At 38.0% G+C, this 16,777-nt stretch carries 12 protein-coding genes; all 12 read right to left on the bottom strand.

The annotated features are described in order from the left end of the window. Positions 1-114: 114 nt before the first annotated feature. Positions 115-1,140: a glycoside hydrolase family 43 protein gene (locus CLU83_RS03975; RefSeq protein WP_100430408.1), complete on the bottom strand. Its 1,026-nt coding sequence runs from the start codon at positions 1,138-1,140 to the stop codon at positions 115-117. A gap of 21 nt (positions 1,141-1,161) precedes the next feature. Next, complete coding sequence (locus CLU83_RS03970; protein ID WP_100430407.1) at positions 1,162-2,595, bottom strand: MFS transporter; 1,434 nt, start codon at positions 2,593-2,595, stop codon at positions 1,162-1,164. A 163-nt stretch (positions 2,596-2,758) separates the two neighbouring features. Further along, positions 2,759-4,684, bottom strand: a complete 1,926-nt coding sequence (locus tag CLU83_RS03965; RefSeq protein ID WP_100430406.1) for an alpha/beta hydrolase-fold protein — start codon at positions 4,682-4,684, stop codon at positions 2,759-2,761. A gap of 24 nt (positions 4,685-4,708) precedes the next feature. Next, positions 4,709-5,041, bottom strand: coding sequence for a hypothetical protein (locus tag CLU83_RS22390; protein ID WP_232726974.1), 333 nt, complete (start codon positions 5,039-5,041; stop codon positions 4,709-4,711). A gap of 51 nt (positions 5,042-5,092) precedes the next feature. After that, the gene (locus tag CLU83_RS22385) at positions 5,093-5,236 is read right to left on the bottom strand and encodes a hypothetical protein (RefSeq protein WP_232726973.1); all 144 of its coding nucleotides are present in this window, start codon (positions 5,234-5,236) and stop codon (positions 5,093-5,095) included. 419 nt (positions 5,237-5,655) lie between these two features. Further along, entirely contained in the window at positions 5,656-5,871 is a 216-nt protein-coding gene (locus tag CLU83_RS22380; RefSeq protein ID WP_232726971.1) for a hypothetical protein, read from the bottom strand. A gap of 20 nt (positions 5,872-5,891) precedes the next feature. Then, complete coding sequence (locus CLU83_RS03955) at positions 5,892-8,474, bottom strand: glycoside hydrolase family 9 protein (protein WP_198512243.1); 2,583 nt, start codon at positions 8,472-8,474, stop codon at positions 5,892-5,894. A gap of 25 nt (positions 8,475-8,499) precedes the next feature. Further along, complete coding sequence (locus CLU83_RS03950) at positions 8,500-9,621, bottom strand: alpha/beta hydrolase-fold protein (protein WP_100430405.1); 1,122 nt, start codon at positions 9,619-9,621, stop codon at positions 8,500-8,502. A gap of 234 nt (positions 9,622-9,855) precedes the next feature. Beyond that, complete coding sequence (locus CLU83_RS03945) at positions 9,856-10,707, bottom strand: sialate O-acetylesterase (RefSeq protein ID WP_100430404.1); 852 nt, start codon at positions 10,705-10,707, stop codon at positions 9,856-9,858. Between the two features lie 49 nt (positions 10,708-10,756). Then, entirely contained in the window at positions 10,757-12,313 is a 1,557-nt protein-coding gene (locus tag CLU83_RS03940; protein WP_100430403.1) for a carboxylesterase/lipase family protein, read from the bottom strand. Between the two features lie 97 nt (positions 12,314-12,410). Further along, positions 12,411-13,652 carry an SGNH/GDSL hydrolase family protein gene (locus CLU83_RS03935; protein WP_100430402.1) on the bottom strand — a complete coding sequence of 414 codons (1,242 nt, stop codon included), beginning with the start codon at positions 13,650-13,652 and terminating at the stop codon, positions 12,411-12,413. A gap of 57 nt (positions 13,653-13,709) precedes the next feature. Further along, positions 13,710-16,685, bottom strand: a complete 2,976-nt coding sequence (locus CLU83_RS03930; protein WP_198512242.1) for a glycosyl hydrolase 115 family protein — start codon at positions 16,683-16,685, stop codon at positions 13,710-13,712. Positions 16,686-16,777: the final 92 nt, after the last annotated feature.

The following is a 16,777-nucleotide window of genomic DNA, read 5'->3' as shown; positions in this document are numbered from 1 at the left end:
TGTGAACTGTTATGAATATTCAATTTTAAATCTAGAAAAAAGTGGATAACTATATTTTTTTTATTTTTTGGCATCATGTGGTGCTTGACTGCGGTGTATCTATACACAGACACGCTAATTTATTCTATCATAAGGTTCTATTGTAACAATTGAACCATCGGCTAAATACTCAATTTTGGCCGCTTTCATGCTCCGCAGATGCGTTACCCCTTTGGACAGGCTCGAATCATGGTAAAACAGATACCAGTCATTATCAACTTTACATATCGAATGATGCGTCGTCCAGCCCACAACGGGATTTAGAATTCGTCCCTGATACACAAACGGACCATAAGGGCTCTCCCCGATTGCGTAACAGATAAAATGGGTATCGCCTGTGGAGTACGAGAAATAATATTTATCATTGTATTTATGAACCCATGGAGCTTCAAAAAAACGGCGGTCATTGTCTCCTGCCAGCAGTGCCTTTCCGTTTTCGTCCAGAATCTGGATTTCTTTCGGCTCTTGGGCAAACTCCAGCATGTTATCAGTAAGCTGAGCAATAATTGGTCCCAGTGCCGGTTCGTTATCTAAAGGTTCTTCGTTTATGGAATCGTATTTATTGTTTCGATATTTCTGAAGCTGACCGCCCCAGATACCGCCAAAATAAATATAATGCTTCCCGTCTTCATCCTCAAAAACGGCTGGGTCTATGCTGTAGCTTCCCTTAATGGCTTCTTTTTCGGCAGTAAAAGGCCCTTCGGGAGAATCACCCACTGCAACCCCGATCTGAAAAATGCCGTCGGGACGTTTGGCCGGAAAATACAAATAGTACTTTCCGTTTTTATAAGCTGCATCAGGAGCCCACATCTGCTTTTCTGCCCACGCTACATCAGCTACATGCAGGGCAACGCCGTTGTCAACTGCTTCAGATGTTATGCTTTCCATAGAAAATACATGGTAGTCTTCCATCCCAAAATGATCTCCGTTGTCATTGAACGGAATTCCCGCATCAATATCATGCGAGGGATAAATGTATATCTTGCCGTTAAATACATGGGCTGAAGGGTCAGCGGTGTACATGTGCGACACTAAAGGCTTTGAAATGGCGGTTTTATTAATCTGCTCAAAATTAATCTGTTCAATATTATCTTCAGGCATACTCTTTTTTACGTTTTATAATTAATTTCTTCTTTCTTTTAGCTCACTCTCTATCTGAACCTCCATTTTCTTGTCTATCTTATAGAAAAACAGCAGACCGCATCCTATTAAAAAGGGAACCGCAGGAAAAACGCTCACCAATAGTTTGATGCCGTTTATCGTTACGTCGGACTGAGTCAGGGAATTGGGAACATACTGAAAATAGCCTAAGAATAAGGTCGTTAAGGCTCCTCCGATGCTCAGTCCTGCTTTTAGCCCGACCATCATCGCCGAAAATATAATGGCGGTCGCACGGCGGTTATTGAGCCATTCCGAATAATCGGCAACATCGGCTATCATCGCCCACAGCAGCGGAATGGTGATTCCGTAGAAAAATCCATGCAGAATCTGGGACAGAAAGATAAGCCCGATATTCTCTGGCGGAAAGAAATAAAAAGCCAGAATAAAGATTGTTGAAATAAACAAAAATAGTCCGAAGATGTTTCGTTTCCCGTATTTATCAGCCAAACCTTTAGACAGCGTGATTCCGACAATCATAAAAATGATTCCGCCCGCATTAAACAGTCCAAATCCTGCCGCAACGGGATCATTCCCAAAATGGTTTAACCCAACGCTCGACAATGAATCCAATATCGGCTGAATAAACAGAGCCAATTGTGCCTTATCCACATAGTTTTCGAAATAGTACACATAGGAACCGCCTTTCAGGGCCAGAGTGATAAACACCAAAGTCGTCAGCGACAGCATGATTACCCAAGGCTTGTTTTTTACCAAATCGGCTAAATCTTCCTTAACGCTTGACTTTTGTTCCGGTTTTGGAATGATACGTTCTTTGGTGGTCAAAAAGGTGATCAAAAGCATGATAGTGCCAATGATGGCCAATACCGTCATCACTTTTTCAATACCCACTGCCTTGTCCCCGTTGCCGGCGCTTTTGATAATCCCCAGCATAAAAACCTGGACAAAAAACTGTGCAAACATTACTGCCACAAAACGATAGGACGATAAACTGTTCCTGTCTGACATATCTCCCGTAATCACGCCGCTTAAAGCCGAATAAGGCAGATTGTTACTGGCGTAAAACAGCAGCAACAGCGTATAAGTCACTGCCGCATAAATTACTTTCCCGCTGTACGAAAAATCAGGTGTGGTAAATGCAGCCAAAGCAACACATCCCAAAGGCAGTGCCGTTATCAGGATCCAAGGCCGGAACTTTCCCCATTTTGTAGAGGTTCTGTCGGCCAAGACACCTATTATCGGATTGAAAACAAAAGCTGCTATTAAGCCGACCGATAGCATAATTATCGACGAATGGGTGGGAGACAGTCCATAAATATCGGTATAGAAATAGGCCAGATACGTCATCAGGGTCTGAAAAACTAAATTTGCCGCTAAATCGCCCAGGCTGTATCCGATTTTTTCCTTAACGGATAATTTTTGTGAAATGGTACTCATTATTTGTAATGGTTTATTGATGGGTTAATGCCGAAATGGATTCTTCCTGACTTTTTATTTAATCAAAACAATCGGTTGTGTAAATGTATTAAAAAAAACATGCCAGCGAAAAAAAAGTCAACTTATTTTTAATTATCTATTTGTTTTGCAGTTTTTTTGCCTTTTACCTAAATAATAATGGGGCATACATAAATAAATCATGTCTCCAAACAGGCCAGCTGTGCCCTCCTGAATATTCACTATACTTGTACTTAATTCCCATCTGATCGAACCTGCTCATCATTATTTTACAATTCTCAAAAGCAATATCTTCCTTGCCTCCCATTGAAATCCAAAATTCTTTAATATTTGAATTAATAACTGCGGTATTATTTTTCATAAACACATATTGAAGTTCAGATAAATCTGGATTATTTGCCCACCAGCCGGAGCTAAATACGCCAATACTGGAAAACATATCTGAATTTTTAATGCCTGCATGCAGCGTCTGCATTCCTCCCATTGACAAACCGGCTAAAGCTCTATTTTTAGCATCTGTTGCTACTTTAAAATTACTTTCTACAAATGGTATTGCTCCCGTTTTTAATTCATTTTCAAAAGCTTTAAGCGCATTTTCATTGAAACCTGCAATTCCTCCTGTATTTCCCATATTGCCGTCCAGCATTGCGATCACCATTGGTTTTGCTTTATTTTCAGCAATTAAATTGTCCAAAATTAAATTTGCCTTGCCTTGTGCAGCCCACCCTCTCTGATCTTCGCCTCCACCGTGAAGCAGATATAAAACCGGATATTTTTCGGTGGCGTTTTCATAGCCTGGCGGTGTGTAAACATACATTTCGCGCCAAGAATTAGTTGCTTTTGAAAAATATTTTTTAATTCGGATGTCACCATGCGGCACATCGTTTAAATCATAAAAATCTCCTTCTCTATTTGGAATTTCTATACCGCTAGCCATACGTCCCATACCGTAGAAACTTTCGCTTGCTGGATCAGCAACAGCCACACCGTCAATAAGCAATGAATAATAATTAAATCCTTTATTTATAACATCCGTTGTTACGTTCCAAGTTCCCTCTCCGTCTTTTATCATGTCATACTTTTTGCCTAAATCAATCTGCACCTTTGCAGCTTCTGGCGCTTTTACTTTAAAAACAACCCGGTTATCCGGAAGTATTTGAGGATATTTAGCATTGCGAATATTAGTTTCTGCTGGAGTTCCCAAAATGGTATATTTTGTAAAACCTGTCGGATCTACCGGCTTAAACAAAAACTGTGAGAACATATACAAGCCGTTTTTCCACACCTTAAAATCATGAACTCCCGGTTCAATATAATAGATATGAGGCACATCATTTTTATACAAATAATCGTGAGTGCGCTTGCTATTATAGATAAGCCCATCATTATCTCCGCAAGAAATCCAAAGCAGTTTTAATTTCTTTTTTGCTTCTTCAAGATTAGGAATCAGCTCTTGTGGCATCTTGGTATTAGGAGCAGATGAAAATCCGCCGACCCAAGCAAACTTATCTAAATTCCCTAATCCGAAATTTAAAGACTGACCTCCGCCCATAGACAAACCTGCAATAGCGCGGTGTTCTCTGTCTTTAAGAATTGGGTATTTCTTTTCGATAAAAGGAATCAGATCATTTAATAAATCCTTTTCGAAAGTGGAAAAAGCCTGCACTTTATCAGGCGTCATTATATTTCCCGTGGCACTGTCATCTTTCATCGCTCTGCCGTTTGGCATTACAACAATCATAGGTTCTACCTTGCCTTCTGAGTACAGATTGTCTAATATCACCTGCGGGCTGCCTCCGTTTAACCATTCTTTTTCGTCACCGCCTATTCCGTGCAATAAATATAAAACCGGGTATTTTTTATTTTTACTAAAACCTGGCGGAGTATATACAGTCACTTTTCTGATACTGCCAACGGTTTTAGAGCTGTATTCTAAACTCTCAACTTTCCCGTTGGGAATTCCTGTTCGAACTTGGTCAAAGCCTTTCGGTCCTTCTTTTTCTATATTTTGTGCCAATAAACTGCTGGTCATAACAACCATAGCAAGAATTGGCAAGAGATTTTTTTTCATATTAAATATCTTTTTAAATTTTATTTACTTAAATAATAAACTGGCATATTGATGCAAAAATCTTCTCCAAGCCAGCCACTCATGAGCAGTACCTTTGGACTCATAAAACACATGCTTAATTCCCTGTTTATCCAGCATTGCTCTAAAAACACCTACAGAACCAGGAAAAGAATTTGATTCTTTTGTTCCAAGTCCGAGCCATAAAACTTTAAGCTGTTTATTTATTGCTTTTGCATCATTAAATTTTCCTCCTAGAAATACTTTTGGATCAATTTCGTCTGAACTTGGATAATTTGAAGTACCGCTGAATCCTCCATAATAAGCAAACTTATCCAGATGATTCATCGCAATTCTCATCGTTTGATTAGCTCCTATAGAAAGTCCTGCAATTGCTCTATGCTCCCGATCTCAAATGGTTCTAAACTTTATATCAATCATTGAAATAATTTCATTTATCATTACTTCTTCAAAAACGGATACAGGCTGTGCTGGTTTGTTTTCTGTAGTTTCTTGTTTTTTATAAGCATAGCCATTGTCCATAACAACAATCATTGACACAGCTTCTTTACCTGCAATAAGATTATCAAGTATAAGATTGGCTTTACCCTGAACCGATCACCCTGTTTCATCCTCAAAACTTCCATACTACAGATAAAGTACGGGATAACGAGTTTTTGTATTCTCGTTATAACCAGCAGGAGTATAAATAAAAACAACGTCTAAAGGAATTGGTTAATTTAGAAAAATAGATATTTTCGCTAACTAAACCGTGCGTACATCTTTCAAAGCATAAAAATCTTTGTCTGATGCCGGAATTTCTATGCCACTTCCCAACCGGCCAGCACCATAAAATATAATGTTCCTGGGTCTGAAACTGAAGCTCCGTCAATATTCAATTGATAATAATGAAATCCTTCGTCTTACGGAGCCGATTCTCCTGTCCAAACACCATTGTTATCTTTTACCATATCCTATTTTGTACCTCCAATATCAGGCTGGACTTTACTTGCATTTAGAGCCAGAATACTGGCTCGAACACGACCTTGCGAATTAACCTGTGGGAACTGCTTTCCGGGCTGATTTACTGATGAAGGCTTAAAATCTTCAACACCGTGTGCTTCCTGACCCCAACTGGAGTGGTAATGTAAATTAGAAATTAAAATAACGGCAATTAAAAATCGTTTCATATTTTAAAGTTTAATGATTATTATTTTTGTTCATTCTCTGCCAATTCATTTACAGCATTTGCCAGAAAAACATACCAAGCTCCGCCATCAATAATACACTCATTTTCTCCCCAAAAAAACGGCCAGTCGTCTTTATTTTCTAAATAATCAGGCTTAAGAAAAATTAGTCCTGGAACTACTCCGCCTGCAATTGTTGTAAAGTCAGCACGATTGCCTCCATAAGCAACCTTTTTGGATTTATTTCCTACAGCATTCACAAAAGACAAATTGGAATATGGATGGCATCCAAAAATATAGTTCAGTCCTTGGTAAACATATTCTTTATCGATAATATCAGGATAAATTTTATGAATGTAATAATTCGTACTAGCCCAATTAATCACTTGAGAAGTACCTCCCCAACCTCGCTTTGCTAAAGGAACACCATAAGGATTATCAGCATTATCTTTGTCAATTTTTTCTTTATACTTAATTACATAACTACGTAATTTTACTTTGTAATCATTGTCCATTGCTGGCAAAGCCAATAGCGCAGAATTAATATTAAATTCCAGATTTTCATCCAATTGATTCCAAATTTTACTCAGGAAACCAGTTTTGTATTGATCATCTTTCGTGCTTAGGTATAGCTGCAGCATTGCAATCATATCACTTCCTCTTCCCCATTTGGACATTGGGCTATCATCAGGCTTAGCTTTTTTTGCAATTTCATTTGCTTCATTGAACAGCTTTATAGCATCAGATAAACATTTACTGGAAAGTTCATCATTATAACCTTTTAAAACTCTGCTTGCTGCCGCTAATGCTCCTGCGGTTCTGTAATCAAGAAATGAACTTCGGTTTGTAAAAGCCCATCGGTCATCCAGTGTGCCGCTAGAAACTCCATTGGATTCGTATGGCTTAAGCAAAGGATTATACGGAAGGTTATCCGTTTCAGTAGAAGCGTCACCCAAATGATGGTATTGGTGCAGATTTGGCACAACAATCCCTCTTACAGGATGTCCAATGTTTTCAACTTGTGCAACGAGGTTCAAAACTCCATGCTCAATCTGCTGCAATAAATCAGGCTTTCCGTCAGGACGATGAATATCCACAAATTGCGTTTTTTGGTCAATATATGTTTCGTCTCTGTTTACCTTGAATGCCTCCCATGATTCTACAAAACTATTGATTACGCTGACATGTGAAAAAGTCTGTATATCAAAATCACCTGCGTCAAACCAGCCTCCCACCGCCATATTTGGAATACGTTCTAAAGGTTTGTATTTAGTTTCCGTAGTAGGTCCTTGTTTGTATCCGTCAAAATGCTCGTGATTCAATGGCGCTTGCAGACAATCATCTAAAAATGGTTTTCCATGCCAAACCCGATACGCTTCATTAACTTCCATGTGATCCATCTGGACAGGAAACCACACGTCCATAGTTGGATGCCATACTTTTGAATATATATCATCCGCAATCTGAAAAGTGTTTGTTTTTTGTTTTCCATATTGGATATAATAAATGCCTTTTTCTTTAACTGAGCTAAAATCAACTTGAGCATAATTGTATCTTAGATATTTCCCCCAAACCTTAACATCTGCTTTTAGTTTTTCGGCAAATTTTCCGTTCTCATCAAGCTTAAAAATTGATGCAGTGGCCAATGGTTTATCGTTCTTATCAAGTTCAATAACTGCAACTTTTTTTTGGCTTGGCATATAGCCAACCTGGGAAAACCCTATCACTGGCTCTCTTATCCAATCTGGAATAGCATTGGGTTCTACATACCAGCTTAGCACTTTACCCGTTTTATTTGCTGAAAAAACACTTCTGGCAATAAACCATCCGTTCTGCCCCAGATTTCTTCCGTCAAAAAGCATAACATCCTGATCAGACTCAATTTTTACACGATGTTCTGGATTTTCAGGAGCAAAAATTAGTTGTTTACCAGACTCTAATGGCTGAGTTACTATATATTCTTTTTTTCCGCGGTCATCAAATGTAGTATGCCCCGCAAACTGCGGAATCTTTTGAGCTGAAGACCGAATTTCGGTATTGCTGGCAGGATATCTTGGAAATGTTCCTGCCCTTCCGTCAACTAAATAATTGCTTTCAAAATAAGAGGTTGGTATGAATTCCAAATTAAATCCTGCCTTTCCTTCCAGCTCCTTAGGAACAGGTTTATCCAAAAAGACTGTGATTACAAATCCATTCCCCTTAGGAGTAACTGTGAGTCGGGAATCAAAATCAAATTCTTCGTATCGCAGGGAAACTTCAATTGTATTGTTTGCCTTATCTACTTTCCGACTCGTCATTTTCGGAATTAAATCCCACTGTTCCGGCGTATTATGGAGTCTGACTGCTCCACCAGTTACTGTTCGAACGCCATGATGTATGAATTCTATACCTGCCGTTTTTTCGTCAAAAAACATCCCATTGTATTCATTACTAAAAACCAAAACATTTAAACCCTGCGTTTCAAAATACTCCTTTTCATTTAGTTGTAATTTTTGTGCCAAAGCAATATTTGAAATACTGCAAAAACAAAGAAGCAACATTATTTTTTTCAAAAAAGTGCTGTTGAAATTTAAATAGACGAATAAAACCATACTGAATCTGTTCATGATATATTGATTTATTGGTTTTATACTACTCTTTAAATAACAGCGGTGCCAGTTCTTTTAAACTGCGTCTCCAAGTTTGAAATTCATGTCCTGTCCCTTTCGATACATACGAAACAGCATTGAAGCCAGCATTTTTAAGTGCAGTCGCTGCATTTTTGACTCCGTCTGGATTTTCTTTACTTCCACAGCTCAAAAAGACAAGTTTTACTTTGGATTTATCTTTAATATCTTCTGGCTTATAAAGTCCTCCGCTAAGTAGAGCATACTGAGAGAAAACATCTGTTTTGTTAAGTGTAATCATGCGTGTTTCCATTCCTCCCATAGAAAGTCCGCCCATGGCACGATGCGACTGTTTAGCAATAGTGCGAAAATTATTATCTATAAAAGGAATTAGTTCATCGACCAAAACGGTTTGAAAAGGAGTGATATCAAAATTTCTTAATCCGCCAAACTTAATTTCGTTTGTCATTCCATAAGTCATCACAATAATAAAAGGTTTAATTTTCCCTTCGGCGATAAGATTGTCCATGATCAAATTGGCGTGACCCTGATTGCTCCATGCTGTTTCATCTTCACCCCAGCCGTGCTGTAAGTATAATACCGAATATCGTTTTGACTGCTCTTTTTCATAACCAGGAGGCGTATAAACAAATGCCCGGCGTGAGGTATTAGTATTTTTTGAAGGGAAAAGTATTTGCTGTACATTTCCGTGAGGCACTGCTTTTAGAGCATAAAAATCTTGGTCGTGTGCAGGTATTTCGATACCGCTTTCCCAACGGACAGAACCATAAAAATTTAATGCACCCGGATCGTTAAATGTTCCCCCGTCAACATTGACGTGATAATAATGAAAACCCTCATCCATAGGCCCTTCTGTAGTTCCTGTCCAAAATCCATCTGCTGATTTCATCAGTTTTGTCCCTCCTTTACCTCCTAATCCGAGACTTACCCTAACACTGTCTGCAGCGGGTGCTTCAATACGAAAACGGGCATAACCTTGAGAGTTTACCTGGGGAAAATCTTTTCCTGGCTGGTTTACAGATGAAGGCTTAAAATCTTCAATAACTTTTGTTGAAGCTGTCTGTGCCAGTCCTATCGAACTAATTAAAGCCATTGATAACACTAAAACAATAGAATACTGTCTCATAATCTTGTGATTTTTTATTGATTAATAAATAATTATTTGCAATATGTTTTGAGCTTATTCTAAATACTCCTTTGACAATCGGTATTTAAGTAGAAATGCTGCAATTCCATTTTCAGAAACAGCCTTCCTTTAAAAATATCACGAAAATCCTTAGTTGCTTTTTTCATTGAATAAAATGTATTTGATTGGCTGTAGCTTTATCCTTTGTTACTAACTCATGATAAAAAATCTACCTCATTTAGAACCTTTATTTTCCTTTAGCGAAAGCATTTTCTCCGCATATCTTTTCCCTAATTCTCTATAACCTGCTGCATCAAAATGGAGGTTATCTTTAGCAACCGTACAGCCGCTGGATGAAATCACATAGGAATTAGGCACCGTTTTTGGGAGAGTTGCAATGATAGTATTCATACTGGCACAGATCCCGCCTTGATCTGCATTGACAGTTTCTCCAGCAAGCAAAGGAACATTCTTCGGATTCAGATTAAGATCTTTCATCAGATTGTCATAAACAATTTTGACCTTTTTTGTCCAAAGTGTATCTCCTGTATTTGATTCCCCCTGATGCAGTAAAATCCCTTTTATCACTCCGTCTTTCTGAGCAATTTTTGCCATTTCAACCAGCCTCCCATATGGATTTCCATCATATTCTTTTACCATTCCTTTCATCCAGTCGGGAGCAGTTGTCATATATGCCTCATATTTATCTTTATCAAAAAGTTCAATTTTACAGCCCCCAACTGCCACATTAATGATTCCTACTTTTACATTTTTAGGAAGATGAGCGACCATTGTTCTTCCAAAATAATCCGTCAGCGTCAAACCTGTTTTACATCGGCATAACGGCGGAACCGCTGTGTACCATTTGCCTTTTTCACGTTTAAGTTCTGGACAGTTTACCGCTTCCAAAACCTGAAAACGATTATCTACACTTACTGTATCCTGCGGTTCAATTTTAGCGTTTCCTTCCATATTGGATTGACCAAAACTCAAATAAATATAAAAATTAGGGTCATGTTGAGAATAGGTTGTGTTAGCTGTAAATAATAAAATACTAAATATCATTAGGTTAAATATTCTTTTCATAGTTTAAAGGTCAATTAGCAGTTATTGATTATAATTTAGTAACAAGAATTTACTTTGCCCAAGCTTCTCCTTCTGGTGTACGCCTCCAAGAAAAATAGGAATCTAAAACTTCCAGTGATTTTATACTTGGAACCGGACCCGTGTAGGCAGTATTATTGAAGTACATTAACTTAGGATTTGAATCGCTGAAGGCAGGCCAATTAGGAATATCTTTTCCGTTTGGGTCACCATATTTAGCAAAGTTTGTCCAATAAGTTCCCATTAAATTTGAGATTTCAAAATCTGACTTGCTTGTTTGTGGATTTGATTTATCCAAATTTTCAAAAACATATGCCACTTCTTGACCATGATAAGAACCAAAACCATAATAAGGCGAGTCTTTAGGGTGGTCAGTATGCTGATCAAAATAATAAAAAAACACTTTTGACTTTCCTGTCTTTGCTTGAAGCCTAGCCCAAGACCAGGTTTGCCAGCCAAAAGCAGCATCTCTGGATAAATCACGAGCCGTTTTAGGAACCGAAGAATCACTTACAGGATAAGCTTTTAAAAGACTTTCAGCAAATTTACCGTAACGTGTTTCGACACTGCTAATAAATTCCTTTGGTTCTTTGGTTCTGGTAAAACTGGCTCCTTCATCTGAATTATAACCTACAAGAATGGGAGTATCATTATATTTACCCGCTTCATATAATTTGTATTGATCATCGGGAATTACCCATCCATCAACAATAGGCCATCCGCGTCCTGCGGGCAATTTATCAGCCTCAATAGACCGCAGTTTTTCAATTGAAGTTACTCCGGCAGTTTTCATGTAATCTAATCCTTCATTCTCGGCTGTTTTAAGTGTTTTCATATTTTCACCAGGGTAAGTAGTAGCCCTTGAAGGTCCAAATGAACCTCCACTTTGTGATATAGCACCGTTAAAAAGACCTTTTGCCAGAGGCGAAGCGCATAGCATGCTTACAGCAATCCCTCCTGCAGATTCTCCAAAAATGGTTACTTTATTTGGATCGCCTCCAAAAGTGGCAATATTATCTTTTACCCATTGCAAACCTGCAATCATATCCAGTAATCCATAGTTTCCTGAAGTATTTTTTGAATTTTCAGCACTTAATTCGGGGTGTGCCATAAAGCCTAACTGGCCAACACGATATGCTATGCTTACCAATACAACACCTTTTTTGGCTAAATTTTTGCCATTATAAGATGCTTCAGAAGTTGCTCCTGCTCCAAATCCGCCGCCATAAATCCATACCAATACTGGAACTTTTTCTTTTGCAGATTTAGCAGGTGTCCATACGTTCAAGTACAGGCAGTCTTCACTTTTTCCAGATGGAGGATTACCTCCTTGTATTGGACCGGGAGCAAATTTATCTGCCTTCAGCACGCCTTCCCATTTTTTTACAGGTTGAGGCGCACGCCATCTGAGATTTCCAATTGGCGGTTTTGCAAATGGAATACCTTTAAAAACTAACAAACCATCCTCGGCAGTTCCTACCAACTTACCTTGCTTTACTTGAACTTCTGTAGTAAGAGGTTCAAGGATTTTATCTGCAAAAGCAAAGCATGTTAATATGGCAACAGTAAAAAAAATATTTCTTCTCATAAGTAATTATTTTTAATTAAAATCTTCTTCTCTAATTATGCAAAAAACCTTTCTAACATTGAGATTCTTTTTTAGTTTCTAAAAACCTGCTTATGTGTTATTTGAACAAACCTAAATCTATCGTTTCTCCCATTCTTTTATAACCCAATTCATTCGGATGCAGAAAATCTCCATCATGCATATTGGACAAAATAGTTCTAGAACCAGGCTCTGAAGCCATTGCTTTATCAAAATCGATTACAGCGTCAAAACCGCTGTTAGTCCGAATCCAAGCATTTACAATATCTCTTGCATCCTGACGGTAGGGTGCGTCATAAAATGATTTTTCAAACGGCAGAATAGTACAGCCGTATACTTTTATTCCCTTTGCATGTGCTTTATCTATCATCACTTTGTAGGCATCAATAAGTTCTTGTGCTCTAACAGGTGCGTCTTCCGCAGTTTTAATTCCTCCAATATCATTTACTCCTTCCAGAAGAATTAACCATTTTGTGCCTGCTTGAGATAATACATCTCTGTCAAATCGGTTTAATGCCGTTGGTCCTAATCCCCCTCTGACAACACAATTTCCTCCAATTCCTAAATTCAAAACTCCAATATGCTCCGTATTTTTATTAGCCAATAAACGGGCAGATAATATGTCAGTCCATCTGTTCTGCTTGTTTGTACCAGAACTGCGTCCATCTGTGATGGAATTTCCTAAACAGACAATGCTTGCAGATTTTTTAGGAGCAATCACATCTACTCCCATGATTGAATACCAGTGATCTGTTTTTACTGCTCCCGAAAAAGCGGCATTATTAAAGTTATCGCCCTCCAAAATATAAGAAGTCGTGCGGGAACCTGGATGCCCGGATGTTTTTTGTGAAGTCGCCCCGTAATGAATAGTAATAGCTAAAAGCTGGCCAGCCTGCAAATTATAATCAAAAGCATCTGAGAACACTTCTTCTTGAGGACTCATTGTTATACCTTCATTTCCTTTGAAGGTTAATGTCTTTTGAGTTGAAGCGTCAATACTCGGAGCATCAGCAACATTTGCAATACTCACAGATTTTAAAACTGTAGACTGGTCACTGAATATATTTGAAAAACGTAACCTCAGCTTCTCTCCTCCTATTGAAACCCTGATAATCTGCCTCAGCGTATTATCTGTAAGGCCGGGAGCAGGAGGCATATTATTAGGTTCTACTAACTGCTGAGCCGTTGCCCAAGTCCCTATCCAATTTTGAGCAATTGCTCTATCACTTGACTCTGTTCTAGCTATTTGATTTGATTTACATCCCAAAACCAAAATGAAAAGATTCAAAAAAAATAACACTTTTAAAAATTCCTTTTTCATATTTAATTTTTTAAAATACTGAAAACTATTTTATTTTTTCCTTTGTACACACATCAACTATTTAACATTATACTGCATTGGAACTGCTCCAAAATAACTTGGATACTTGTTATCAGGATTGACAATAATTTTCTCAAGTACAATTTCCGGGTCAATCATAAAAATCTTTAATGTATGAATCCCTGATTCCTCAGCTTCAAATTCAATATCAAGCCATCTCATATTATCAAAAATTTCATTACGGCGCAGTTTCCCGTTGCCAATAAATTCAATATCCTTATTTAAAGCTGGGAGCGGTTTTAATACTTTTGAATGCGCTAAATTTGATGGCGTATATTCGCTGAAAGTATCCACCAGCCCTTTGCGAGCATCAATAATCTGAGGAGTCTGATTGTCTAAAGCTGCAGCGATTCTCAATCCCCTCGCTGGATTAATATCCTGCGTTGGGAGAATTCCCAAACAGACTTTGGTTTTTCCTTTTTTCGAAAGAAACACTTTATATTCTAATCGAGGTGCTGATCCAGGATTTGCGCTCGGAGCGGTTACCGGATAAATTCCCATACAGGCATCAGATCTTCCTAAATCAGGTAAAACAGTCCACTTTGCATGCTCGCCCGGTATATTTGCATTATACTTATTTGAAGGTATAGCAAATTCGCCCGTCAAACTTCCAAAATAAGGCTCATTAATTTTTGGGGAAGGTGCATTGACAGCGCTCACCTTTACCAGTATTGTTTTTGTCCCCTGACTAATTTCAATACTCCCGTCAAATGTTCCATACGATAAAGCATTCCTGTCTATCTCTACCTGAATACGAATTTCTTTTTCAACAATACCCTCAGACTGGCTGAGTTTAATCCAAGGTTTATCAGCTTTGGCAGTAAATTCAAAAGTTCCTGTACCACGATTAAAAACATCAATATAATAGCTTGATTTGGTCAGTCCGTCAAATAATGGCAATACTGCCTTTTCAGCTGTGTTAGGCCATGACAATTCATTTCCTTCTATTGCTACTCCAATAGTTGGTTCATTGAGAGGTGTGACTTGTTTTATTTCAGGCAGGCTATTTTCTTTAGGCATCGACCACATTTTATACCCCATATGAACATCGCTCATCATATTTTTCCACTTCCCATTTGCCATGGTATCATTATAATAATCACTCATTTTTTTGTCTTCTTCAAAAAGATCTTGAACACGTTTGTAAAAATCATTGGCAGTGATTCTGCCCTGCTTGGCATAAAGCATATTTTTATCGGATGCAAGATAAATTTCAGCCACTACAGCCGAAGCTTTTGCTGGATATAATACTAACTGATAATAAGTATCCTGTGCCTCAGCAGGTATTTTAGATTGTAGTTTTTCGGCTTTTTCGACTACCTCTTTCCATAGTTTTAATACTCTATCCGACTCGTGATAATTAATACTACTAAAAATATTAGGAACCTGTGCTTCTGGTTTACGCCAAAGATTGTATTTAGTATATTTCGATACTATGTCAGCAATTTCTTCTTCATGCTCATTTCCAAATATTCTGCGGACCCAATCAACAGTATAATTCTGTACTTTATCGGCTGGAATTGCGTCTGGATTCCAGGCAAAACGCATAATAAAATCAACAGGAAGCTCTCTAGGCTTGAGGTCTCCAACATTTACAATCCATAATTTATCAATACCTGACTGGTAGGCTAAATTAAACTGTTCCTGCAGTTTGGGAATGGTGGTGGTGTTAATCCAGCGGTCGTTCCAAGGCCCCCCGTTCATATCAATATGATAATACAGTCCGCCTCCTCCTTTTCTGTTCTTTTCTTTCTCTGGATAAGTGCGGCGTATGTTTCCCCAATTATTATCACAAAATAAAAGAATTACATCATCCGGAACAGTTAATCCAGCATCATAATAACGCTGTACCTCCGTAAATATAGCCCAAACCTGAGGATGATTTTCCGGCTTATCATTATATACTTTTTGAATGATTTCTCTCTGTGATTTAATAACATTCTGCAGTGTTTTTATATTTTCCAGATCATCACCTTCGCCCATTGCCACATCACCTTCGCCACGCATACCAACAGTGATTAGGTTATCAAAATTTTTATTACGTTCCAGTCCTTCATAAAAAAACTGCTCTATGTTTCTTTTATTGGACGCATAATTCCATTCACCAATTTCTTTTTTTCTATCGGTATATTCTTTTTGTGAACGCATCATCGGCTCATGATGTGAAGTTCCCATCACTATTCCGTATTCATCAGCAATCACCGGATTAAGAGGGTCGTCTTCATTAAACGATTTGCCCCACATTGCCGGCCACAAATAATTAGCTTTTAAACGCAGGAGCAGTTCAAAAATAGTGGCATACATTTTAGAATTGATTCCGCCGTAAGCACCTCTCGCCCATTGTGCAAATGAAGGCTCTTCATCATTTATGAATATTCCGCGGTATTTTACTTTTGGTGAATTTTGAATGTATGTCCCATGTTTTATATAAAGTTCCTTTGCCTTTTTAATTGGAACATCAGCCCAAAAATACCAAGGAGATACTCCTATTTTTTCCGAAATATCATAGATTCCGTATATAGTTCCCCTTTTATCACTGCCCGCTACTACTAACTGCCCATCTACTGTCTGAATTAAAAATGATTCCCATTGTCCTTTTATTGCAGAAACATCGATTTTTTTAGCAGCAATTAATTTATCAATAATACTGCTTTTACCGATTGTTCCTACCACAATAGTATTCTTTTCGGGTTTAGCACTTTCAAAAACTGGAGAAGCTGTCCCAGTTACTTTTCGTACATCATCTCCTAAATCTTTTGCTGCTCGAATAACACCTTTCCAATCATTGGGATCAGCATAAATTGAAACTGATTTACCATTAGCCGCAATTTTAAAAGCCTGCCCTTCCATCTGATGTAAAACATATTCAGAAGGTGTCTGCTGGGCACTTTTTTTAGTTGACTGACCAAATATATTTACCGTGACAAGCAGTATCAGTGACAGCGTATAAAATTTCATTTTGGATTGAATCATAATTTAATAATATTTAAAACAGCTACTGATAATTAAGTACAAATAATTACAGTGTAAAGACCCCAAAAGCAAAATTATTTCAGGGTCTGTAA

The sequence above is a fragment of the Flavobacterium sp. 1 genome (assembly GCF_002797935.1).
Taxonomy (GTDB): Bacteria; Bacteroidota; Bacteroidia; order Flavobacteriales; family Flavobacteriaceae; genus Flavobacterium.
This window is presented reverse-complemented; position numbering and strand designations above follow the sequence as displayed.

Excerpts from the sequence above, each read along its gene's own strand:
- CLU83_RS03975 (WP_100430408.1), bottom strand. The coding sequence starts at position 1,140 with ATGCCTGAAGATAATATTGAACAGATTAATTTTGAGCAGATTAATAAA.
- CLU83_RS03970 (WP_100430407.1), bottom strand. The coding sequence starts at position 2,595 with ATGAGTACCATTTCACAAAAATTATCCGTTAAGGAAAAAATCGGATAC.
- CLU83_RS03965 (WP_100430406.1), bottom strand. The coding sequence starts at position 4,684 with ATGAAAAAAAATCTCTTGCCAATTCTTGCTATGGTTGTTATGACCAGC.
- CLU83_RS22390 (WP_232726974.1), bottom strand. The coding sequence starts at position 5,041 with ATGAGAATTGCGATGAATCATCTGGATAAGTTTGCTTATTATGGAGGA.
- CLU83_RS22385 (WP_232726973.1), bottom strand. The coding sequence starts at position 5,236 with ATGATTGTTGTTATGGACAATGGCTATGCTTATAAAAAACAAGAAACT.
- CLU83_RS22380 (WP_232726971.1), bottom strand. The coding sequence starts at position 5,871 with ATGAAACGATTTTTAATTGCCGTTATTTTAATTTCTAATTTACATTAC.
- CLU83_RS03955 (WP_198512243.1), bottom strand. The coding sequence starts at position 8,474 with ATGAACAGATTCAGTATGGTTTTATTCGTCTATTTAAATTTCAACAGC.
- CLU83_RS03950 (WP_100430405.1), bottom strand. The coding sequence starts at position 9,621 with ATGAGACAGTATTCTATTGTTTTAGTGTTATCAATGGCTTTAATTAGT.
- CLU83_RS03945 (WP_100430404.1), bottom strand. The coding sequence starts at position 10,707 with ATGAAAAGAATATTTAACCTAATGATATTTAGTATTTTATTATTTACA.
- CLU83_RS03940 (WP_100430403.1), bottom strand. The coding sequence starts at position 12,313 with ATGAGAAGAAATATTTTTTTTACTGTTGCCATATTAACATGCTTTGCT.
- CLU83_RS03935 (WP_100430402.1), bottom strand. The coding sequence starts at position 13,652 with ATGAAAAAGGAATTTTTAAAAGTGTTATTTTTTTTGAATCTTTTCATT.
- CLU83_RS03930 (WP_198512242.1), bottom strand. The coding sequence starts at position 16,685 with ATGATTCAATCCAAAATGAAATTTTATACGCTGTCACTGATACTGCTT.